The organism is Streptomyces sp. ISL-94, from assembly GCF_018614075.1.
GTDB lineage: Bacteria > Actinomycetota > Actinomycetes > Streptomycetales > Streptomycetaceae > Streptomyces.
Genome location: NZ_JAGGOZ010000119.1, coordinates 1 through 21,649, shown reverse-complemented (window position 1 = coordinate 21,649; position 21,649 = coordinate 1). Strand labels below are relative to the sequence as shown.

18 protein-coding genes are annotated in these 21,649 nt (G+C 70.9%); 9 read left to right on the top strand and 9 right to left on the bottom strand.

What is annotated here, in order from left to right; genetic code table 11:
- Positions 1 to 118 precede the first annotated feature (118 nt).
- Both J7E94_RS31115 and J7E94_RS31110 read left to right on the top strand, forming a co-directional pair.
- Entirely contained in the window at positions 119 to 349 is a 231-nt protein-coding gene (locus J7E94_RS31115; protein WP_215020165.1) for a ribbon-helix-helix domain-containing protein, read from the top strand.
- On the top strand, positions 336 to 683 hold the full coding sequence (locus tag J7E94_RS31110; protein ID WP_215020164.1) for a type II toxin-antitoxin system PemK/MazF family toxin: 348 nt from the start codon (positions 336 to 338) through the stop codon (positions 681 to 683). The genes J7E94_RS31115 and J7E94_RS31110 overlap by 14 nt, the downstream gene beginning before the upstream one ends.
- A 54-nt stretch (positions 684 to 737) precedes the next feature.
- Here J7E94_RS31110 and J7E94_RS31105 read toward each other — a convergent pair whose 3' ends face one another.
- The 3 genes from J7E94_RS31105 to J7E94_RS31095 all read right to left on the bottom strand — a co-directional run bounded on the left by J7E94_RS31105 (position 738) and on the right by J7E94_RS31095 (position 6,254).
- Complete coding sequence (locus J7E94_RS31105) at positions 738 to 1,766, bottom strand: aspartate-semialdehyde dehydrogenase (RefSeq protein ID WP_215020163.1); 1,029 nt, start codon at positions 1,764 to 1,766, stop codon at positions 738 to 740.
- Positions 1,767 to 2,110: 344 nt separating this feature from the next.
- Complete coding sequence (locus tag J7E94_RS31100) at positions 2,111 to 5,431, bottom strand: S8 family serine peptidase (RefSeq protein WP_215020162.1); 3,321 nt, start codon at positions 5,429 to 5,431, stop codon at positions 2,111 to 2,113.
- Between the two features lie 262 nt (positions 5,432 to 5,693).
- Positions 5,694 to 6,254, bottom strand: a complete 561-nt coding sequence (locus tag J7E94_RS31095; protein WP_215020161.1) for a CGNR zinc finger domain-containing protein — start codon at positions 6,252 to 6,254, stop codon at positions 5,694 to 5,696.
- 123 nt (positions 6,255 to 6,377) lie between these two features.
- On the opposite strand from J7E94_RS31095, the gene J7E94_RS31090 reads away from it, so the two are divergent.
- Both J7E94_RS31090 and J7E94_RS31085 read left to right on the top strand, forming a co-directional pair.
- On the top strand, positions 6,378 to 6,836 hold the full coding sequence (locus J7E94_RS31090; RefSeq protein WP_215020160.1) for a VOC family protein: 459 nt from the start codon (positions 6,378 to 6,380) through the stop codon (positions 6,834 to 6,836).
- Positions 6,836 to 7,744 (top strand): pyridoxamine 5'-phosphate oxidase family protein, encoded by a 909-nt coding sequence (locus J7E94_RS31085; protein ID WP_215020159.1) that lies wholly within the window; start codon positions 6,836 to 6,838, stop codon positions 7,742 to 7,744. Before J7E94_RS31090 ends, J7E94_RS31085 begins: the two co-directional genes overlap by 1 nt.
- Here J7E94_RS31085 and J7E94_RS31080 read toward each other — a convergent pair.
- Together J7E94_RS31080 and pepN are read right to left on the bottom strand one after the other, a co-directional pair.
- A complete protein-coding gene (locus tag J7E94_RS31080; protein WP_215020158.1) occupies positions 7,720 to 8,682 on the bottom strand; it encodes a hypothetical protein in 963 nt (320 codons plus the stop codon). The genes J7E94_RS31085 and J7E94_RS31080 overlap by 25 nt on opposite strands.
- Positions 8,683 to 9,198: 516 nt before the next feature.
- Positions 9,199 to 11,760 (bottom strand): aminopeptidase N, encoded by a 2,562-nt coding sequence (gene pepN / locus J7E94_RS31075; protein WP_215020157.1) that lies wholly within the window; start codon positions 11,758 to 11,760, stop codon positions 9,199 to 9,201.
- A gap of 139 nt (positions 11,761 to 11,899) precedes the next feature.
- On the opposite strand from pepN, the gene J7E94_RS31070 reads away from it, so the two are divergent.
- The gene (locus J7E94_RS31070; protein WP_215020156.1) at positions 11,900 to 12,550 is read left to right on the top strand and encodes a DsbA family protein; all 651 of its coding nucleotides are present in this window, start codon (positions 11,900 to 11,902) and stop codon (positions 12,548 to 12,550) included.
- A gap of 256 nt (positions 12,551 to 12,806) precedes the next feature.
- On the opposite strand, the gene J7E94_RS31065 is transcribed toward J7E94_RS31070, so the two are convergent.
- Positions 12,807 to 13,466, bottom strand: a complete 660-nt coding sequence (locus tag J7E94_RS31065) for a superoxide dismutase (RefSeq protein ID WP_215020155.1) — start codon at positions 13,464 to 13,466, stop codon at positions 12,807 to 12,809.
- A 202-nt stretch (positions 13,467 to 13,668) separates the two neighbouring features.
- A complete protein-coding gene (locus J7E94_RS31060; protein WP_215020154.1) occupies positions 13,669 to 15,081 on the bottom strand; it encodes an amino acid permease in 1,413 nt (470 codons plus the stop codon).
- A 286-nt stretch (positions 15,082 to 15,367) separates the two neighbouring features.
- Between J7E94_RS31060 and J7E94_RS31055 the strand changes: the two genes are divergently transcribed.
- Positions 15,368 to 15,952 (top strand): biotin transporter BioY, encoded by a 585-nt coding sequence (locus tag J7E94_RS31055; RefSeq protein ID WP_215020153.1) that lies wholly within the window; start codon positions 15,368 to 15,370, stop codon positions 15,950 to 15,952.
- A 79-nt stretch (positions 15,953 to 16,031) separates the two neighbouring features.
- On the opposite strand, the gene J7E94_RS31050 is transcribed toward J7E94_RS31055, so the two are convergent.
- On the bottom strand, positions 16,032 to 17,465 hold the full coding sequence (locus tag J7E94_RS31050; protein WP_215020152.1) for an amino acid permease: 1,434 nt from the start codon (positions 17,463 to 17,465) through the stop codon (positions 16,032 to 16,034).
- Positions 17,466 to 17,683: 218 nt separating this feature from the next.
- On the opposite strand from J7E94_RS31050, the gene J7E94_RS31045 reads away from it, so the two are divergent.
- The gene (locus J7E94_RS31045) at positions 17,684 to 18,169 is read left to right on the top strand and encodes a ribose-5-phosphate isomerase (RefSeq protein WP_215020151.1); all 486 of its coding nucleotides are present in this window, start codon (positions 17,684 to 17,686) and stop codon (positions 18,167 to 18,169) included.
- Positions 18,170 to 18,238: 69 nt separating this feature from the next.
- Positions 18,239 to 19,042 (top strand): Fpg/Nei family DNA glycosylase, encoded by an 804-nt coding sequence (locus tag J7E94_RS31040; protein ID WP_215020150.1) that lies wholly within the window; start codon positions 18,239 to 18,241, stop codon positions 19,040 to 19,042.
- Positions 19,043 to 19,076: 34 nt separating this feature from the next.
- Here the strand turns inward: J7E94_RS31040 and J7E94_RS31035 are convergent, their stop codons facing one another.
- Positions 19,077 to 20,312, bottom strand: coding sequence for a GNAT family N-acetyltransferase (locus J7E94_RS31035; protein ID WP_215020149.1), 1,236 nt, complete (start codon positions 20,310 to 20,312; stop codon positions 19,077 to 19,079).
- Between the two features lie 117 nt (positions 20,313 to 20,429).
- On the opposite strand from J7E94_RS31035, the gene J7E94_RS31030 reads away from it, so the two are divergent.
- Complete coding sequence (locus J7E94_RS31030) at positions 20,430 to 21,572, top strand: PP2C family protein-serine/threonine phosphatase (RefSeq protein WP_215020148.1); 1,143 nt, start codon at positions 20,430 to 20,432, stop codon at positions 21,570 to 21,572.
- Positions 21,573 to 21,649 lie beyond the last annotated feature (77 nt).

Sequence of the window (21,649 nt, the reverse complement as noted above, 5' to 3'; positions counted from 1 at the left end):
CGGCCATCTTTCCACGGGGGGCGGGTCGCTGCGCCGGAGTAATCGACTGCTACCCCTTCCAGGACAAGCGGTCGTGAGAGGTGGCGTCGCGGGTAGCACTCGCGGTAGCCTTCAGGGTATGAAGATTAGCGTGAGCTTGCCGGAGGAGATTGTCGCCTTCGTCGATCAGTACGCGGCCATGACAGAGGCGGAGTCCCGTTCCGCGGTGATACAGGCCGCGATCCGGCTGCTGCAGGAGTCGGCACTGGAGGACGAGTACCTCGCCGCGTGGGACGAGTGGTACGAAAGCGGCGAGGCTGAACTGTGGGACAACACGGTGGGGGACGGGATCGTCGATGAAGCGCGGTGACATCTACCTCGTAGATCTCGACCCGGCCGTGGGCAGCGAGGCCAACAAACTGCGCCCGGCCGTGCTGGTGACCAACGATGCCGCGAACCGTATGGCCGACCGCGCACGGAGAGGCGTCCTGGCCGTGGTGCCAGTGACCTCGAACGTCACCCATGTGCGCACCTTTCAGGTCCTCCTGCATGCAACGGAGACTGGTCTCAACCTGGACTCCAAAGCTCAGTGTGAGCAGATCAGGGCCCTGGACCTCTCGCGGTTCGGGCGGCGGATCGGCGCCGTGCCGGTGCAGTCGATGAGAGAGATCGATCGGGCGCTGCGGCAGCAGCTCGGGCTCTAGAACGGCGAAGGGGTGGCACCGTCGCGGTGCCACCCCTGACGCGTGCGAGCCGGATCAGCCGCGCAGCTCCTCCGCCACCAGCTCCGCGATCTGGACCGCGTTCAGGGCCGCGCCCTTGCGCAGGTTGTCGTTCGAGAGGAACAGCGCGATGCCGTTCTCCACGGTCTCGTCGGCGCGGATGCGGCCCACGTACGAGGCGTCCTTGCCGGCCGCCTGGAGGGGGGTCGGGATCTCGGACAGCTCCACGCCCGGTGCGTCCTTCAGCAGTTCGTACACGCGCTCCACGCTCAGCGGACGGGCGAAGCGGGCGTTGACCTGGAGCGAGTGGCCGGAGAAGACCGGCACGCGCACGCAGGTGCCGGATACCTTGAGCTCGGGGATCTCCAGGATCTTGCGGGACTCGTTGCGGAGCTTCTGCTCCTCGTCGGTCTCGAAGGAGCCGTCGTCGACCAGGTTGCCCGCGAGCGGGACCACGTTGTAGGCGATCGGACGCTTGTAGACGGCCGGCTCCGGGAAGTCCACGGCCCCGCCGTCGAAGGTCAGCTGGTCGGCGGCCTCGGAGACCGCGCAGGCCTGGCCCTTGAGCTCGGCGACGCCCGCCAGGCCCGAGCCGGACACGGCCTGGTAGGTCGTGGCGATCATCGCGGTCAGGCCGGCCTCGTCGTGCAGCGGGCGCAGCACCGGCATCGCGGCCATGGTGGTGCAGTTCGGGTTCGCGATGATGCCCTTGGGGCGGTTCTTGATCGCGTGCGGGTTGACCTCGGAGACCACGAGGGGGACCTCCGGGTCGCCCCGCCAGGCGGAGGAGTTGTCGATCACTACGGCGCCCTGCGAGGCGACCTTCTCGGCCAGGGCGCGGGAGGTGGCGCCGCCCGCGGAGAAGAGCACGATGTCCAGGCCGGAGTAGTCGGCCGTGGACGCGTCCTCGATGGTGATCTCCCGGCCCTCCCATTCGAGGGTGGAGCCCGCGGACCGGGCCGAGGCGAACAGCCGCAGCTCGTCCACCGGGAACTTCCGCTCGGCGAGGATGCCGCGCATGACTCCGCCGACCTGTCCGGTGGCTCCGACGATTCCGACCCTCACGGTGACTCCTTTTGGTACGTACGACGCGGGCGCGCGTGAAGCCATCATGCGTTCGACCCCACGAGCCTTGTCCAATCCATTGTCCGAGGAGCGGACGGTGTCCGGCGTGTGTGCCCGTGTGACGAGTGGGCCGCGGGCGTGCTGCAAGGCCCCCGAACGCTCGTTTTGCCTGGTCGGAGCGGGTGAGCGGCCGATCTGGCGTGATCGTTATGCGGACACGGCCGACCGCAACCCGACCCATCCGACCCATCCGACTCGGGTGGATGCGAGCCGGGGAAAGCCCGAAGGGGCAGTGCTCGTCACGGACGAGCGCTGCCCCTTCGGTGTTCCGCGGTCCTACCGGGTTACGGGAGGACCTTCTCGATCTGCACGCTGCCGGTGCCGGCGGCGGTGCCGCGGGCGTTGAGCAGCTGGACCTGGCCGAAGAACTGACGGCCCTCGGGGGCCGCGCTGTTGACCAGGACGTTCGCCGTGACCTGCGCGGTGGCGCCGGTGGCGAGGTTCACCGCGGCGGCCTCGTCGACCTGGACGGAGCCCAGGGCGGACGAGAAGTACACGTCGCGGTAGTCGTACGTGGTGGAGCCGGACGGGATCGCGTAGCCGAACACCTTGATGGTGTAGGTACCCGCGGCCGGGTTGACCAGGGTCACGGCCTCCTCGGAGTCGCCGTCTGCGGAGGAGCCGACCTTGACGCCGTCCTTGAAGACGTCCAGGTCGAGGTCGGCGGCGGTGTCGGACACCTTGCCGATCGCGATGTCGAGGCGGGAGACGCCCTCGCCGATCGTGACCTCGGTGGTCTGGGTCTCACCGGCGGCGATGGTCGGCTTGGCGACCTTCGCGGAGCCGAGCGGACCGCCCTTGAGCTTGCCGCCGGAGATGGCCGCGGCGTCGTTCTTGACGGTCCACTGGACCGGCGCCGGGGTGCCCTGCTTCACCTCGGGCAGGACCTTGACCGCGGGGTCGAAGGCCGCGCCGAGCACGGAGACGTCCAGCTTGAACGGGTTGTCGAGGAGCGGCGACGTACGGCGCGACTCGACCTCGATCTCCCAGACGCCCGGCTGCGGGTCGGCGTACGAGCGCAGGTCGGGGCGGCACTGGTTCGCCGGGTTGTCGTAGTTCGGGTAGCACTGGGTCGTCGCGCTGTCCTCGACGCCCACACCGTACGGGTGGATCGAGATGAAGCGCGTCTGGCTGCCTGCCGCGAGACCGCCGAGGGCGACCTCGAGGGTCTTGGCGCCCTGCGGCACGGTGACGAAGTACGACTTGTGGCTGTTGCGCTGCACGGAGGAGGTGTCCGAGAGCGTGAACGACGGCGAGGCCAGCGGGGTGGCGGCGACGACGGTCGTCAGGATCTGCTTGTCGATGCCCTCGGTGGTCTCGTCGTCCAGCTGCAGGATGCCGCTGTGGACGCCGCCCGAGGTGGCCTTGGCCTCGACCTTGATGGTGACGGGCTTGTTCAGCGGCAGCGTGACGTAGTCGTAGCCGCCGATGACCTTGAAGGTGCCGTCGTTGTTGCGCCAGCTCAGGTCGTGCCGGGTGCCGTACTTGACGCCCGTGGTGCGGGTGACGACGACGTCGTAGACCTTCTTCTGGCCGACCTTGAGGCCGCCTTCGCGGTCGTAGACGCCGGTGCCGAAGCCCGGGGTCTTCAGGAACTGGTCGATCGCGGTGTCGACCGGCGCCTTGACGGTGAACTCGTTGGCCTTCGCGCCGCGCTGGATGGACTCCCACGCGCCGTTGACGTTGATGAGACCGGCACCCTGTGCGTGGGCCGGGACATCGTCGATCTTCTTCGCGGTGCTGGTCAGAGCCACCCGCAGGGCGGCCGGGTCCAGCTTGATGCCGTGCTGCTTGGCGGCCGAGATCAGCAGGGCGCTGGCGCCCGCGGCCTGCGGCGAGGACATCGAGGTGCCCTGGAGCATGCCGTAACCGGCCGGCAGGCTGTAGCCGGCCTCCTTCACCGGGGCGCCGGGCAGCCAGGTCTGGATGGTGTTGATCGAGGCGCCGGGGGCGGTGATGGTGGGCGTGAACCCGCCGTCCTCACGCGGACCGCGCGAGGAGAAGGGGAACATGTTGTACTTCTTGGTCACGGCGGAGCCGTAGTTGGCGGCCCAGGTCTCCTGGGAGACCGCGGCGCCCACGGAGATGACCTTGTCCGCGAGGCCGGGGTCGCCGATGGTGTTGATGCCGGGACCTTCGTTGCCCGCCGAGATGACGAGCTGGACACCGTAGGTGTCGATGAGGTTCTTGTAGAGCTCGGAGCGCGCGTTGTTGCCGTCGTTCAGCGCCGGCAGACCGCCGATGGACATGTTGACGATGTCCACGCCGCGGTTGACGACGAGGTCGATCATGCCCTCGGTCAGCGCGATGTTGGTGCAGCCGCCGGACCAGGAGCAGGCGCGCGAGGAGACGATCTTCGCGCCGGGCGCCTCGCCGTTCATCGCCCCGCCGAAGAGGCCGTTGGCGGAGGTGATGCCGGCGACGTGCGTGCCGTGCTCGGACTCGATGATGCCGACGTTGACGAAGTCGGCCTTCTTGCCGACCCAGTCACCGCCCAGCGGGTCCATCGGGACGTCCTTGCGGATCTCGATCACGAACGGAATGCGCTCGGCGACGTCGGTCGCCGGGTTGTCCGTGCCGAACCAGCCGATCTGGTAGCCGTCCTTGTACGGCTTCATCGGCTCGTTGTTCGTGAAGTCGCCGTCCTGGTCGGTGTCGACGCGGACGGTGCCGGCGGCGACGTCGTAGAGCATGCCGAACCGGTCGGTGGTGTCCCCGTCCCGGTTGACGTCGCCCTTCATGTCGCCGTTGGCCGTGATCGCTTCGCTGAAGCGGCTCCACTGGAAGCTGCCCGCAGGGGCCTTCCAGCTCTGGCCGCCCGCCGTGAAGGTGCCGCCCGCGGCGGTGACCGGGGTGATCTGGGCGCGCCAGGTCCCGTCGCCGTCGGTGATCGGGTCGGTCGCCGTCACCCAGTCGACGATCTTGCGCTCGCCGGTGGTCGTCTTCTGCAGGGCCGGGTGGCCGAGGTCGACGCCCGAGTCCATGATGCCGATGGTCACGCCGCGGCCGTCGGCCTGCGGGTTGTTCTTGACGAAGTCGACCGCGCCGGTCTCGAAGGACGGGTTGTACGGGTTCTTCGCCGGGGTGTTCTTGTCCGGCGCCGGGTACGAACCGGGCGCGGGCGTGGCCGTTCCCGTCTCCCGGCCGGCGTCGGGGCGCGGGTCCGGCAGCTGGATCTCGTGCCGCAGGTCGATGCCGTGCACGGAGGACAGCTTGGCGGCCGCCTTCAGCGCGGCCTCCGCCTTGCCGGTGGGCAGGGTGGCGCGGACGTAGCCGAGCTTGTCGTACGTCTGGCCCACCGAGGCGCCCTGGACGGCGTCGAGCTGCTCGGCCACCTGCTTGGTCTGCCCGGGGGCGGTGGCGACCATGACGGTGACGGTCGCGTCACCCTTGGCCTTGGCCTCCTGGAGCAGCTCGGCGTCGGCCGAACCGAGCTTCTGGTCGGCCGACTTCACGGCCGGGGTGGTGCCCGGGGTGTCGGCGCCGGTCGCCGCGAAGACGGTCCCGGAACCGGTGGCCGCGAGGGCGGCAACCAGTCCGGCCGCGGCCGCGACGCGGGCCACGCGTCTGGGCCCGGATATGGAGCTGGGGGATTCGAGGGTCATCAGCATCCCTGGTAAGTGAAAGAAACGGTCCGGATTTCGGTGCCGGATGACCGGTCAGCTTTGCGCAAACGGTCGCTCTTTGGGGAGAGTTGTCATTGACCGAGACCTGCCATGGCGGACTCTCGCCAGTGCGGGGCTTGCGCCATCGCGACCGTACCGGGGCAGACCGGTGCGAACCGAGGGTGCTGAAGAGTGGATTTGTAGACTTACCCGCCTTGCCGTGAGGAACGGTCTCAGATCGGGTGTGACAGATTTCGGGCGTTCAGCGCTCGCGCGTGCGCGCGTAGTGGCGCGAGGCCTTCGCCCGGTTTCCGCAGGCGGCCATCGAGCACCAGCGCCGGGTGCCGTTGCGCGAGATGTCGTGGAAGTGCAGCACGCACGTCTCGGAGGCGCACTTGCGGATCCGGTCGGGTGCGGAGCCGAGCAGTTCGAGGTAGTCCCGCGCCGCCGTCCAGGCCGGCCCCCAGGCCGGATCGGCGAACTCGGCGCGCTCGCCCGGTCCTTCGGCGGTCAGCGTGGCGCGGATGCGGCCGTGCTCCAGCACCGCGTCGACCAGGGCGCGGGCGCTCTCGTCGGCGGGGTCCGCGACCGCGCGGGCCAGCGCCTCGCGGGCGGTCAGCAGGTGGACGAGGGTCGCGGCGTCGGCGCGGAAGCGGTCGGCCAGGCCGGTGCTGTGGAGCCAGATCGCGAGCCCCTCGATCCGGGTCAGTCCGAAGGCCCCGGCGAAGAGGTCGGTGAGCTCGCCCTCCCGCATCCAGCGGGTGTTCAGCAGGTCCAGGGAGACCGGCTCCCCGGTCAGGGGTCGTGGGTCCGCCGCCGCCATGTCCGCCTCCTGGTGCCCGCTAACCCCTCAAGAGTACGTGACCGGTTGACGGTCTCAGCTCTAACCTCTAACCTCAATTTAGAAGGTTAGACCACACGGGAAACCTCTGGGGAAGGGACCGTCATGACGTCCGTCATCAGCAAGCTCCGCACCGGCCACCTGGGCCTGAACGTCACCGAGCTGGACCGATCGCTCGCCTTCTACCGCGACGCCCTCGGCTTCCAGGTCATCGGCGAGGGCAAGGAGGAGGGCCGCCGCTTCGCCTTCCTCGGCCACGACGGCGAGCTCACCTTGACCCTCTGGCAGCAGGCCGACGGCGCGTACGCCCCGGCCTCGGCCGGACTGCACCACCTCGCGTTCTCGGCCGGAGCGATCGAGGAGGTCCGGGAGTACGAGGAGCGGCTGCGCGCGCTGGGCGTGGAGTTCGCGTACGAGGGAGTCGTCGCCCACGGCGAGGGCGCGGCCTCCGGCGGGATCTTCTTCCACGACCCGGACGGCACCCGGCTGGAGATCTCCGTCCCGACCGGCGCCGAAGGCGCACCCGCCCCCACCACGGGGGCGCCGACCTGCGGGTTCTTCTAATGACCGGGGCGTACCACGCGGGCTCGCTGGCCGTGCAGGAGCGGGTGGGCGTACGGGGGCTCGCCGAGCACGTGGGCCGCTCGATCGGCGTCGGCATCCGGGACGTCGCCGCGGCCTTCCTGGGGCTCCAACCCCACCTCGTCGTCGGCGCGGCCGACGGCGCGGGGCGGATGTGGGCCTCCCTGCTCACCGGTACGCCCGGTTTCGTACGGGCCACCGGGCCGGACCGGATGGCGGTCGCGGGCGGGCTCCCGGCCGGCGACCCGCTCGCCGAGGCGCTGGCCACGGCCGGGACCAGGGTCGGCGCCATCGCGCTCGACCCGCGCACCCGGCGCCGGATGCGGCTGAACGGGACCCTCGCGGTGACGCCGGCGGGTTTCGCCGTCGAGGCCGAGCAGGTGTTCGCCAACTGCCCGAAGTACCTCCAGAAGCGGGAGCCGCTGGACCTCGCCGCCGACGGGGCCGGCGTCGTACGGCGGGGGGACGCGCTGACTCCCGGCCAGGAACGGGCCGTCCGCGGCGCCGACACCTTCTTCGTCGCGACCACGGCGGAGGCGGACGGGGTCGATGCCAGCCACCGGGGCGGGTTCCCGGGCTTCGTGGAGGTGCTCTCGCCGGTGGAGCTGGCCTGGCCGGACTACGCGGGCAATGCCATGTTCCTCACCCTGGGGAACCTCGCGGCCGATCCGCGGGCCGGGCTGCTCTTCCCGGACTGGGAGAGCGGGGCGGTGCTCCAGCTGAGCGGCCGGGCGCAGACCGAGTTCGGGGCCGACGGGGAGCGGCGGGTCCGCTTCCGGCTGGAGTCGGTGGTGGAGAGCCTGCATCCGGGGCGGCTGCGCTGGAGCGCCCCGGAGTACTCGCCGGCCAACCCGGCGCTCGGTGCTCACCTGGGCAGGACCACCAGGTAGGCGGCGGGCTCGCGGTCGCCGGACGCCGTCAGGGCGGTCCGGATGACCGCGGCCTGCTGCTCGGGCCAGTCGCGGAGCTTGCGCGGGGTGATGTGGATGACCGTCACCCCGAGTCGCTCCAGGGTCTCGCGCTTGCGCACGCACTCGGACCACTCCTCGTCCTCGTCCTGGCGCGGGGCCCGGATGTCGATCTCCACGGCCACGGAGTGCTCCGGCCAGAAGGCGTCGACGCCGCCGAGGTGGGGGCCGCCGGGCAGCCGCAGGTCCACGTTCCAGACCGGTTCGGCGAGTTCGTAGCCCCGTACGAGGTGGTACAGCCGGTCCTCGGCGATGGCGCGGCCCTCTGCCAGGAGGGACTCGACGGCGTCGAGCACGTACGGCCGGTTCAGCAGCCGGGCCACCGTCAGCTCGCGCACGAGGGCGGCCGGTTCGCAGTGGCCGCCCCGGACGGCCTCGCTGAGCAGGCGGCGCACGGTGCCGGCGTCGTCGAGCTGGGCGACGGCGTCGGCCACGGCCCGCGCGACGGGGGCCACGGGGAGCCCGGTCACCTCCTGCGGACGGGGCGGGGTGTGGCCCCGGACGATCCGTACGTCCCCGATGGACCGCAGCCGCCGGGTGCCGGGGACGAGGACGTCGATGTGCGGGAGGGCGAGCAGCGCGGGCGCGGAGGCGAACCGGTACAGCGCGAGCGCCGTCAGCCCGGTGATCATGGCCTCGCCACCGCCGCGGCGCCCCGCGTAGAGCAGGGCGGCGTGCAGGCGCTCCTCACTGGTCGCGGGCCCGGAGTGGAGCAGGAACACCCCGGGCAGGATCTGCTGCCAGGGCCGCTCGGCGGCGTCGGATGCGGTGACGCCGTGCTCGCGCAGCTGGGCGAGGGTCAGCACGCGGGGGCGGCTGCCGGTGAGGTGGGCGAGGGGGAGGGGTGCGTTCTGGTTCATGACGCGGTGATTCCCTCAGGCCATGGCCTTGCTAACCCCTGTTACACGCTCGTCGGCAAATCGGGACAAGCCGGGGCTAAAGTACGGACGTTCGACGGCCGATAGGCTGCCCCGCCATGGGGGTGGCGCGCCTGAGCGGGCGAGTGCGGGCACAGGACCGGGGCTCCGCCCCGCACCCCGCGCCTCAAACGCCGGCGAGGCTGGATTTCGGCCGGCGCCGGCCCGGAAGCGCGCGCAGCGCAAACGCGCGAGGTGGAGCCCCACCTCACGCGCGGCGAAGCCCCACCTCGCGCGCGGCGGGGCTCAAGCTTGCGCTCGGACGGGGCTCAAGCTTGCGCTCGGACGGGGCGAACCTTGCGCTCGGCGGGGCGCAGCCTTGCGCTTGGCGGGGCTGGATTGCCCGGAGGGCAAATCCAGCCCCGCCGGCGTTTGAGGCGCGGGGTCTGGGGCGGAGCCCCAGCAACGGCGCCGCAGGCTGGTGATGGGCCCCCGCAGCGCAGGCTGGCGCGGGGCGGGCTAGTTGGCGGCGGCCGCCGCGTCGCAGGCCTGGGCACGGAGGGCGCGGGCGAGGTCGTCCCGGGACTCCAGGACCAGCCGGCGCAGGGCCGGCGGAGCCGACGGGTGGGCGGCAAGCCAGGCGTCGGTCGCCGCGACCGTGGACTGCGAGTCCCGAAGGGCCGGGTAGAGGCCCTTCACCACGTCCATGCCGATCTGGATCGACCGGTCCGCCCACACCCGCTCCAGCACCGCGAAGTACGGCTCCGCGTACGCCGCCAGCAGGCCCCGCTGCGAGGGCTGCTGCATCCCGTCGATCGTGGCTTCGACCAGCGCGTTCGACAGCGCGTCCGACTCCACCACCGCCGCCCACGCCTGGTCCTTGACCGCCGCCGACGGCCGCGCCGCCAGGCACCGCACCTGGTGCCGCTTGCCCGACGCCGTGTCGTCCCGGGCCAGTTCGGCCCCCAGCGCGGCCTCGTCCACCGCCCCGTGCGCGGCCAGCGGCAGCAGGAAGTCCCACCGCAGCTCCTGGTCCACCTCCAGTCCGTCGATCCGCGCCGACCCGTCCAGCAGCCCCAGCAGCAGCTGGAAGTCGCCTTCCGTCGCCGCGCTCGCCGCGAAGAAGCGGGCCCAGGTCAGCTGGTGCTCCGACCCGGGCTCGGCCAGCCGCAGCTCGTGCAGCGCGCCCGCCGCCAGGTCCCGGCCGCCCTGCTCGCGCCGGTCCGGCGCCGTGTAGTGGGTGACCGCCGTCAGCGCCTGCGCGTGCAGCATCTGCAGCACGCCGACGTCCGTCTCCCGCCCCGCGTGCGCCAGCACCAGCGCGAGGAAGTCGCGCGCCGGCATCAGCCCGTCCCGGGTGAGACCCCACAGGGCCGACCAGCTCAGCGCCCGCGCGAGAGGATCCGTGAGGTCGCCCAGGTGCGCCCGCAGCGTCGCCAGCGAGCCCTCGTCGAAGCGGACCTTGCAGTAGGTGAGGTCCTCGTCGTTGACCAGGACCAGATCGGGCCGCTCCCGCCCCGCCAGCTCAGCGACCACGGTCCGCGCCCCCGCCACGTCCACCCCCGCCCGCGCGTAGCGGACCAGCGTGCCGTCCGACTCCAGCCGGTACAGGCCGACCGCGACGCGGTGCGGGCGGAGCTCGTCGCCCTCCTGCACCACCGCCAGTTCGCTCACGCGCCCGCCCGCGTCGTACGTGACCACCGGGGTCAGCACGTTCACGCCCGCCGTCTGCAGCCAGGCCCGCGACCACTCGGCCATGTCCCGCCCGGAGACCTCCGCGAGCACCGACAGCAGGTCGTCCAGCGTCGTGTTGCCGTACGCGTGGGCCTTGAAGTAGCGCCGCGCGCCCTCAAGGAACGCGTCCCGCCCCACATAGGCGACCAGCTGCTTGAGCACCGCCGCGCCCTTGGCGTAGGTGATCCCGTCGAAGTTCAGCTTCGCGTCCTCCAGGTCACGGATGTCGGCCGTGATCGGGTGCGTGGACGGCAGCTGGTCGGCGCGGTAGGCCCACGCCTTGCGGCTGTTGGCGAAGGTGACCCACGCCTGGTCGAAGCGGGTGGCCTCCACGAGGGCGAAGGAGCCCATGAAGTCCGCGAAGGACTCCTTCAGCCACAGGTCGTCCCACCACTTCATGGTGACCAGGTCGCCGAACCACATGTGCGCCATCTCGTGCATGATCACGTTGGCGCGCCGCTCGTACGAGGCCTGCGTGACCTTGCCGCGGAAGATGTACTCCTCCCGGAAGGTCACCATCCCCGGGTTCTCCATCGCGCCCAGGTTGTACTCCGGCACGAAGGCCTGGTCGTACTTGCCGAAGGGGTACGGGTAGTCGAACAGCTCGTGGAAGAGGTCGAAGCCCTGCTTGGTGACGAGGAAGATGTCGTCCGCGTCGAAGTGCCGGGCCAGCCCCTTGCGGCACATCGCGCCGAGCGGGATCGTGAGGTCCCCGCGCGTGTAGGAGTCCGTCACGTAGTGGTAGGGGCCCGCCACCACGCAGGTGATGTAAGTCGAGATCGGCTCGGTCTCCGCGAACCGCCAGACGCCGCCCTCCCGTGACTCCTCCGCGCCGTTGCTCCACACCTGCCAGCCCTCGGGCGCGGTCACCTCGAAGCGGTAGGGCGCCTTCAGGTCCGGCTGCTCGAAGTTCGCGTACACCCGCCGCGCGTCCGCCGGCTCGTACTGGGTGTAGAGGTAGACCTCGCCGTCCTCCGGGTCCACGAAGCGGTGCAGGCCCTCGCCCGTCCGGCTGTACGCGCAGTTCGCGTCCACGACCAGGACGTTCTCGGCGGCCAGCCCGTCCAGGGTGATCCGCGCCCCGTCGAAGACGGCGGCCGGGTCCAGAACGCGCCCGTTGAGGGTCACGGAGTTCACCGAAGGGGCGATCAGGTCCGCGAAGGTGGAGGTGCCGGAGCCCGCGGCCCGGAAGCGGATCGTCGTCACCGAACGGAAGGTCCGCGGGCCTTCGGCCGGCTCGGCCTCGTCCACCGCCGAGCGGACGTCGAGGACCACCTCGTATCCGTCGACCGACAGCAGCTCGGCCCGCCCACGGGCTTCGTCGCGGGACAGGTTCTCTCCGGGCACGTGCACTCCTTCGTGCGTGATCGCGTTCTCGTGACGAATCCTCCCACGGTGGGAATGTGTGCGGCTCCTGTCTGGTTGGCGACGGGGAACGTGAGCGTGATGCCCTTTTCCGACTGAGTTCCGAGGACTGAGGAGAGACATGAGCGACACCCAGGTGCGCGAGAAGACCCCGGTCGACTTCTGGTTCGACCCGCTCTGCCCCTGGGCCTGGATGACCTCCCGCTGGATGCTGGAGGTCGAGAAGGTCCGCGACGTCGAAGTCCGCTGGCACGTGATGAGCCTGGCCGTCCTGAACGAGAACAAGCTCGACGAACTGCCCGAGCGCTACCGCGAACTGCTCGGCCCCAAGGGCTGGGCGCCGGTGCGCGTGGTGGTCGCGGCCCAGCAGAAATTCGGTGACGAGATCACCGGCAAGCTCTACACCGAACTCGGCACCCGCATCCACAACGAGGACAAGGGCGCGACCCGCGAGGTGATCGCGGAGGCGCTGGCGGCGCTCGGCCTGCCGGCCGAGCTGCTCGCGTACGCCGACTCCGACGAGTACGACGAGGTGCTGCGCGCCTCCCACAACGACGGCATCGACCGCGTCGGCCAGGAGGTCGGCACCCCGGTGATCTCGGTGCCCGGCGCCGACGGAGAGGACGTGGCCTTCTTCGGCCCCGTCGTCACCCCGGCCCCGCGCGGCGAGGCCGCTGCCCGCCTGTGGGACGGCACCCTGCTCGTCGCCTCCACCCCCGGCTTCTACGAGATCAAGCGCACCCGCACGGAAGGCCCGCGCTTCGACCAGTGATCCCCGCGTGTGCGGGGAGCAGGACATCAACCGCACGAGCACAAAGGGGCCCAGCGGGTCATCCCCGGCGTGGCGGGGAGCACACCTGGAAAACGAGCGGGACCGTTGAAGGTGACCCGGCGCACGGAAGACCCCCGCGAGTCACTCCCCCAGCTACCGCTGGGAGGTGCCCCCACTCGCGGGGGTCTTCCGCTGTACACGCCCGCCGGCGAAGGGTGAGAAGACGATCACGAGGCGGACGGGCTGGTGGGGCTGATCAGCCCTTGTTCGCGGGGATCAGCAGCCGGGTGTTGGCCTTGGCGTCGGCGTAGCGCTTGGCCACGTCCTGCCAGTTGACGACGTTCCACATGGCCTCGATGAAGTCCACCTTCTGGTTCTTGTACTGAAGGTAGAAGGCGTGCTCCCAGGCGTCGAAGACCAGGATCGGCACGGAGGCCTGGCAGACGTTGCCCTGGTGGTCGTAGATCTGCTCGACGATCAGGCGGCCGCTGAGGGGCTCGTACGCGAGCACGCCCCAGCCGGAGCCCTGCGTCGCGGAGGCCGCGAAGGTGAGCTGCTTCTTGAAGGCGGCGAAGGAGCCGAAGGACTCGGTGATCGCGGCCGTAAGCTCGCCCAGACCGTCCTTCTCGTCCGGGATGCCGCCGCCGTCGCCGGTCTTCGGGCTGGCCATGTTGTGCCAGTAGATGCTGTGCAGGATGTGGCCGGAGAGGTGGAACGCGAGGTTCTTCTCCAGGCCGTTCAGCGCGCCCCAGTTCTCCTTGTCGCGCGCCTCCTCCAGCTGCTCCAGCGTGGTGTTGGCGCCCGCGACGTAGGCCGCGTGGTGCTTGTCGTGGTGCAGCTCGATGATCTGCGGGTTGATCACCGGCTCCAGCGCCGCGTAGTCGTAAGGAAGCTCAGGAAGCGTGTAGATGGCCATGCGTGTATCCGGTCCCCTCGGCGTGCCAATCGCTTATTGCAACCAATGTGCAACTGCACGCTAGCAGCATCTATTCCACCTCACGAGTAAGGGTCGCCTCTCCTGCGGACACCTCCGCAACGCGCGAGGCCGGGCCCGCGCTCTCGCACGGGCCCGGCCTCTGACGTGCCGTCGGGTGGGGGTCTTACGCCGCTTCGCCCGGTCAGGGCCGGCGGTCCCGCAGCTCCCGCCCCCACGCCACCAGCAGGACCACGGCCGCCGCGCCCGTCGACCACAGCAGCTGCGGCCGCGCCGAGTCGTCGAACAGCATCAGGACCAGCACCGCGGCCATGCCGAGCAACGCCGCCCACGTCGCGTACGGGAACAGCCACATCGGCAGGGTCAGCCGCTCCGGCATGTCCTGCTCGATCTTCCGGCGCAGCTTCAGCTGCGAGACCGCGATCAGCGCCCACACGAACAGCAGCACCGCGCCGACCGCGTTGAGCATGTAGAGGAAGATCGTGTCCGGCCATAGCAGGTTCAGCACCACTGACACGAAGCCGAACGCCACCGAGGCGAAGACCGCGCGGCGCGGCACCCCGCTCCCGGAGACCTTCAGCAGCGCCTTGGGCGCCTCGCCCCGCTCGGCCAGCGAGAACACCATGCGCGAGGACCCGTACAGGTTCGCGTTGAGCGCCGACAGCAGCGCCACGAAGATCACGACGTCCATCAGCCGGCCGGCCTGCGGGATGCCGATCCGGTCGAGGACGGCGACGTACGGGCTCTGCCCCGGCTCCAGCGAGTCCCACGGCAGCAGGGTCACGATGACCAGCATCGAGCCGACGTAGAAGAGGAGGATGCGCCACACGGCGCTGCGCACCGCGCGGGACACGGACCGTGCCGGGTCGTCCGACTCGGCGGCCGCGATGGTGACGACCTCCAGACCGCCGAAGGCGAAGACGACGGCGAGCATGCCGGCGACGACCCCGCCGATGCCGGCCGGGAAGAAGCCGCCGTGGCCGGTCAGGTTGGCCATGCCCACCGGGTCCCCGGAGGATTGGGACGCAGCCGGGAGCAGGCCGAAGACCGCGAGGGTGCCGAGGATCAGGAACAGCACGATCGCCCCGACCTTCAGGGCCGCGAACCAGAACTCGAACTCGCCGAAGTTGCGCACGGCGGCCAGGTTGCTCGCGGTGAAGACCACCATGAAGAGCAGCACCCACACCCACTGGTCGACCGACGGCAGCCAGCCGTTCGCGATCTTCGCGGCGCCGGTGGCCTCCACCGCGAGCACCACGACCAGCAGGAACCAGTACAGCCAGCCCGCCGAGAAGCCGGCCCAGCGGCCGAGGGCCTTCTCCGCGTAGACGGAGAAGGAGCCCGAGGCGGGCATGGCGGCGGACATCTCGCCGAGCGCCCGCATCACCAGCATCGCGAGCACGCCCGCGAGCAGGTAGGAGCAGATGATGGCCGGTCCGGCGATGCCGATGCCGGCCCCGGAGCCGACGAAGAGCCCGGCGCCGATCACGCCGCCGAGGCCCAGCATCGTCAGGTGACGCTGCTTCAGGCTGTGGCTGAGGGGCTCCTCGGACAGGCCGTTCGACGTGGGGGGTGCTTCGGGCAGGCGGTCACGCATGAGGGGATGCTCGTACTCTCGTTCGGCCCAGCGGCGGTGGGGGCTCCGCATCAGGATTGGCGGGACCCTACAGTCTCACTGAGCGGCGGCCTTGCGTGCAAAACGGACGTGTTGTCAAATCCTCCCCGTGATGCGGATCACGCCGCATCGGGTGTAGGGCGCGACCTTTGTGCGATCCCCACCAAACCGGGGAGTACGGCTTTGTGCCGGGTGGCGGTGGGGCCCCGGCGGGCCGCGGACTAACGTCGGTGACCGTCCTGCCACCCACGATCCCGCGGAGCCCCCGATGAGCACTGCTTCCGTCACCTTCCGGCCCGGCGCCGTCCTCGCCGACCTGCTGCCCGCGAGCCGCGTCCGCGACATCGCGCTCGTCGTCGGCGGAGCCGCGCTGACCGGGCTGGCCGCGCAGCTGGCGGTGCCCGTTCCCGGCTCCCCGGTCCCGGTCACCGGCCAGACCTTCGCGGCGCTGCTCGTCGCCGCCGCCTTCGGCGCCCGCCGCGGCTTCCTCTCGCTCGCGCTGTACGCCCTCGTCGGCATGGCCGGAGTGCCGTGGTTCGCGGGCGGCACCTCCGGAGCGGGCGGCGCCTCCTTCGGCTACGTGCTCGGCATGCTGCTCGCCGCCACCCTCGTCGGCGCCCTCGCGCGGTTCGGCGCCGACCGCTCGGTCCTGCGTACGGCGGGCACGATGGCGCTCGGCTCCGCGGTGATCTACGCGGTGGGCGTGCCGTACCTCATGGCCGCCACCGGGATGTCCCTGAGCGCCGCCGTCGCGGCGGGCCTGACCCCGTTCCTCATCGGCGACGCGCTGAAGGCGGCCCTGGCGATGGGCGCCCTGCCGGCCGCCTGGAAGCTGGCGGGCCGCCGCGGCTGAGCCCCCCGCCCCGTTCGTACAGCAGCCCCGGACCACCACGCTGTGGTCCGGGGCTGCTGTACGTTGCCTCGCGTTGCCGTCAGGCGCGCAGCGCGGCCTTGCGGCGCAGGTCGCGTACGACGCCGATGACCAGCACCACGGCCGCCACCAGCAGCGACAGCAGGACGACCTCGCGGTTGGCGTCGTCGAAGAGCATGTAGCCCAGGACGAAGACGATCATCGCGGCGGTGGCCCACGTCAGGTACGGGAACAGCCACATCTTCACGGTGACCTTCTCCGGCGCCTCACGCATGAGGATTCCGCGCATCCGCAGCTGGGTCAGGCAGATGACCAGCCAGACGAAGAGCGCGATGGCACCCGAGGAGTTCAGCAGGAAGTTGAAGACCGTGTCCTTGAAGGCGTAGTTGAAGTAGACGGCGACGAAGCCGAAGACGACGGAGCCCAGGATGGCGGCGGTCGGCACACCGTTCTTGCTGACCTTGGCGAAGGCCTTGGGGGCGTCACCGCGCTCGCCCAGCGAGAACGCCATGCGGGAGGCGGTGTAGAGGCCCGAGTTCAGGCAGGAGAGCACGGCGGTCAGGACGATGACCTCCATGATCGTGCCGGCGTGTGCGATGCCGATCGAGTCGAGGGCGGCGACGTACGAGCCCTTCTCGGTGATCGACTTGTCGTTCCACGGCAGCAGCGTCAGGACGATGAAGATCGAGCCCAGGTAGAAGACGCCGATGCGCCAGATCACCGAGTTGGTGGCCTTGGTGACCGCGCGGCGCGGGTCCTCGGACTCACCGGCCGCAAGGGTGACGATCTCGCTGCCCATGAAGGAGAAGACGACCATCAGCACACCGGTGAGGATGGAGCCCCAGCCGTTCGGCATGAAGCCGCCGGCGTCGGTGAGGTGGGCGAAGCCCGCACCCGGGTTGTCGGAGCCCGGCAGCACACCGAAGACGGCCAGCATGCCGATGATCACGAAGGCGCCGATGGCGACGACCTTGATGCCCGCGAACCAGAACTCGAACTCGCCGTAGGAGGCCACGGAGCCGAGGTTGGTGACGGTCAGGACCGCCATCACGATCAGCGCCCAGGCCCACTGCGGGACGGCGGGGATCCAGCTCTCCAGGATGGCCGCACCGGCGGTGGCCTCCACGGCCAGCACCACGACCCAGAAGAACCAGTACAGCCAGCCGATGGAGAAGCCGGCCCAGCGGCCGAGCGCGCGGTCGGCGTAAGCGGAGAAGGAGCCCGAGTTCGGGCTGGCGGCGGCCATCTCGCCCAGCATCCGCATCACGAAGACCACCATCGCGCCGACCAGCGCGTAGGAGACCAGGATGGCGGGGCCGGCCTTGGCGATGCCGCCACCGGAGCCGACGAAGAGTCCGGCGCCGATGACACCGCCGATGGCGATCATGGACAGGTGGCGGTTCTTGAGACCGGCCTTCAGACCGTCGGAGGACTGGGCGGAACCGGGTTCACCGGTCGGGTCGCCTGCCTTCTGAAGGGTCGTCGTGGAGCTCATGGACGGATCCTTAGGTTCTCGGGTTGCGAGCCCGGGCATTCAAACCTGAGATGAACGCAGGGCGGAAGACCCCAATCCGGAACGTTGCCATTGGACGAACGGCCAGGACCTTGGCCCGCCCCGTCCCATCTGCGGTCTTTGGGTTTACTTGAGCTTTAGAAGTGACTTACGCGACACCCGCTGCGGTCCGGCGGGTGCGCTCGTGCCACACTCGTCCCATGCGCGTGTACCTCGGATCCGACCATGCCGGCTTTGAGCTCAAGAACCACCTGGTGGACTGGCTCAAGAACAACGGCCACGAGCCCGTCGACTGCGGGCCCCACATCTACGACGAAGTGGACGACTACCCGCCGTTCTGCCTGCGCGCCGCGGAGAAGACCGCCGCGGACGCCGACAGCCTCGGCATCGTGATCGGCGGCTCCGGCAACGGCGAGCAGATCGCCGCGAACAAGGTCAAGGGCATCCGCGCCATCCTCGCCTGGAGCGTCCAGACCGCCGAGCTGGGCCGCGAGCACAACAACGCCAACGTGATCTCCGTCGGCGGTCGCATGCACACCCAGGACGAGGTCGTCAGCTTCATCGACGCCTTCCTGAAGACCCCGTACTCGGGCGCCGAGCGCCACATACGCCGCATCGACATGCTCACCGCCTACGAGCAGACCGGCGAGCTCCCCCCGATCCCGGCCCACCACCCGCAGGGCTGATCTTTTGCCGTGCCGTGCCGCCGGGTTCCCCGGGGGCACGGCCGTTTTTTCGTTTCAAGGAGAGCAGCCGTGCCCGAGGGGCATACGATCCACCGCCTCGCCGAGGACCACGCCGAGCGGTTCGCGGGCCGACGGGTCCGTGTCAGCAGCCCCCAGGGCCGCTTCGCGGAGAGCGCGGCCCTGCTCGACGGGCGCGAGCTGGAGAGCGCCGAGGCGCACGGCAAACACCTCTTCCTGGAACTCGGCGACGCCTGGATCCACATCCACCTCGGCCTCTTCGGCAAGCTCGGCTTCGGCCCCGCCCCGGCGCCGCCGGCCGCGGACACGGTCCGGCTGCGCCTGCGGAACGAGGGCCACTACGCCGACCTGCGCGGCCCCACCGCCTGCGCGCTGATCGGCGAGGGCGAGAAGAAGGCGATACACGACCGGCTCGGCCCCGACCCGCTGCGCCCGGCCGACGACCCGGACCGGGCCTGGAAGCGGATCTCCCGCTCCCGCACCACGATCGCGGCCCTGCTGATGGACCAGAAGATCGTCGCGGGCATCGGGAACGTCTACCGCGCCGAGGTCCTCTTCCGGCACGGCATCGACCCGTACCGGCTCGGCAAGGACCTCACCCGTACCGAGTGGGACGCCATGTGGGCCGACCTGGCCGCCCTGATGCGCGAGGGCGTCCGGAAGAACCGCATCGACACGGTCCGCGACGAGCACCTGCCCGAGGCCATGGGTCGCCCGCCGCGGATGGACGACCACGGCGGCGAGGTCTACGTCTACCGGAGGGCGAGCCTGCCCTGCCACATCTGCGGGGGCGAGATCCGCACCGCCGACCTCGCCGCCCGCAACCTCTTCTGGTGCCCGTCCTGTCAGACCTGATGACCCCGATGACCCCGATGACCCCGACGAGGCCTCAGAAGCCGTGCGGGAGCCAGGGGGCCACGTCCCCGGCGAAGGCCCGGGAGGCCTCCGCCACCGCGCCCGGGCGCAGCTCCCGCACGCGGCCCGCCCCCGCGAGCGAGGTCAGGGTGATCCCGCCCAGGTAGGCGGAACCCAGTTCCCGGACCGACAGTTCCAGGTCCGCCCGCTCCGCGGTCCGCACGCACCGCACCCCGCCCTTGCCGTCGGCCATCAGCCGCCACCGCCCCTCGTTCCACGGGCAGAAGGCGTCCTCGACCTCCACGACCAGGTCGAGCGGGGCCCCGTACGACCGCGCCTCCAGCGCGGCCAGCAGGTCGACCAGCCGTACGTACAGCGAGTCCTGCGTGCTCGGCTTCGACCTGCGGACATCGCTGACCAGGTGGAGCACCGGGTCGTCCACCGGCCGCCGGTGCGCCCGTACGCTCCACGTCAGGTCGATCCCGAAAAGGTAGCGCCACAGGGCCGCGCACGCCGCCGGGTCCAGCGCATCGAGGTCGACCACGTCGACCTTGCCGTCCGAGCCGCTGTGGTTCCACTCCGGCCTGACCCGGTAGCGGGCGTAGCCCACCACCTCGCCGTCCTCCCGCTCGGCGACCACGCACTTCAGCGGGGACCCGCCGTTGCGCATGGCGGGCGGGTCCTGCAGCGCGAGGCGCTCCCAGCCCGGCTGCCGGGCCGGCATGCCGGGCCGCCGCGGGACCAGCGCCGCGTACACCCGCTCGCAGTCGGCCAGCGCCTGCTCCGGGTCGACCAGGCGCAGCCGCACCTCGTCCGTGCCCGGCGGCACGGAGAGTGCGACGCGGGTGGTGTCGATGTCCACCGCGAGGGCGTAGGTCGCGGTGCCGTAGCCGAAACGCCCGTAGATCGCCGGCTCCGAGGCCGTCAGCACGGCGAGCGCTTCACCACCCGCCCGGATGTCGTCCAACTGGCGGCGCATCAGCGAGCTGAGCACCCCGCGCCGCCGGTGGGTGGGGGAGACCCCCACCATCGTGATCCCGGCCGCCGGGACGAGCGCCCCGCCCGGCACGGAGAGGCGGAAGCTGAAGGCCCCCGCGGAGCCCACGCAGGTTCCGCCGTCCCAGACGCCGAGGGAACGTTCCGTCTCCGTCAGCTTCCTGTAGAGCTTTCGCTCCTGCGGGGACTCGGCCACACCACCGAACGCCAGTTCCAGCTGGTCGTACCAGACATCCCACTCATCAGCTTGCAATATGCGCATCTCAAGAGCCATATGGCGATGCTTACCAGGGCATTGCGGCCCAGTCGACCTTTTTTCGGGCGCCGAAGGACGACAGGTCCAGGGGTCCCCCTGCGCATCCACCGTGAGGATGGATAGGGTCCCGATGCAATGGCCGGAGCCCGCGTGGAAACCCTCCTGGCCCGGACACGCCTGGCGTGGCACCGGGCCCGCACCGCCCTGCGCAAATCCGCCGTCGACTACTTCCGCGGCGACGCCTCCGACTGGCTCGCCTTCGTCGGCCTGCTGCTCACCATCCCCGGGTTCGCCTGGGGCACGCTGATGCTGCCCGTCTGGTTCTCGCCCTCCGCGCTCGTCCTGCCGATCGTGGCCGGGGGCCTGCTGCTGCGCCCCGCGTCCCTGCTCGCGCTGTACGCCGCCTCCGCGGCCGCGCTGATCGTCGAGGCCCTCGTCCTCGGCCCCTATACCCAGGGTCCGGCGCGGGTCACCCCCGGGACCGTCCTGGTCGTCGCCGCCTGCGGATTCTTCGGGCTGGTCATCGCGCAGTTCCGCAGCCGTGTCGGCGTGCCCTGGCGGCGCGGCGGCACCATGCTCTTCGACCTGCGCGAACGGATCCGGGTCCAGAGCAAACTGCCCTCCCTGCCGCGCGGCTGGCACCGCGAGATGGCCCTGCGCCCGGCCGGCGGCCAGTCCTTCTCCGGCGACTTCGTCGTCGCGGCCCGTACGAACGGCGGCCGGACGCTGGAGATCGTCCTGACCGACGTCTCCGGCAAGGGCATGGAGGCCGGCTCCCGGGCCCTGCTGCTGTCCGGCGCCTTCGGCGGCCTGCTCGGCGCCCTGCCCCCGCACGGCTTCCTGCCCGCCGCCAACGGCTACCTGCTCCGCCAGGACTGGGAGGAGGGCTTCGCCACCTCCATCCACCTCGTCCTGGACCTGGAGACCGGCGACTACGAACTCCTCTCCGCCGGCCACCTCCCCGCCCTCCAGCTCTCCGCGGGCACCGGCCGCTGGCAGGAGAAGTCCGGCGAGGGCCCGCTCCTCGGCGTCTACGACGGTGCCGAGTTCCGGTCCGCCCGCGGCAACCTGCGCCGCGGCGACGTCCTCATGCTCTTCACGGACGGCCTCGTCGAGACCGCCGACCGCGACATCAGCGAGGGCATCGACCGCCTCACCGGCGAAGCGGACCGCTACGTGGCCGCCGGCTGGGAGGGCGCCGCCTGGCACCTGATCGAAAAGGTCGCCAAGGACGTCAACGACGACCGCGCGCTGCTGCTGATCCGCCGCTCGCCCTGATCGCAAGCGCCGCCTGACACCTCAGCACCCCACCCCACAGCCCCGGCCCACCCACAGCCCCGGCCCGCCCGGCGGCC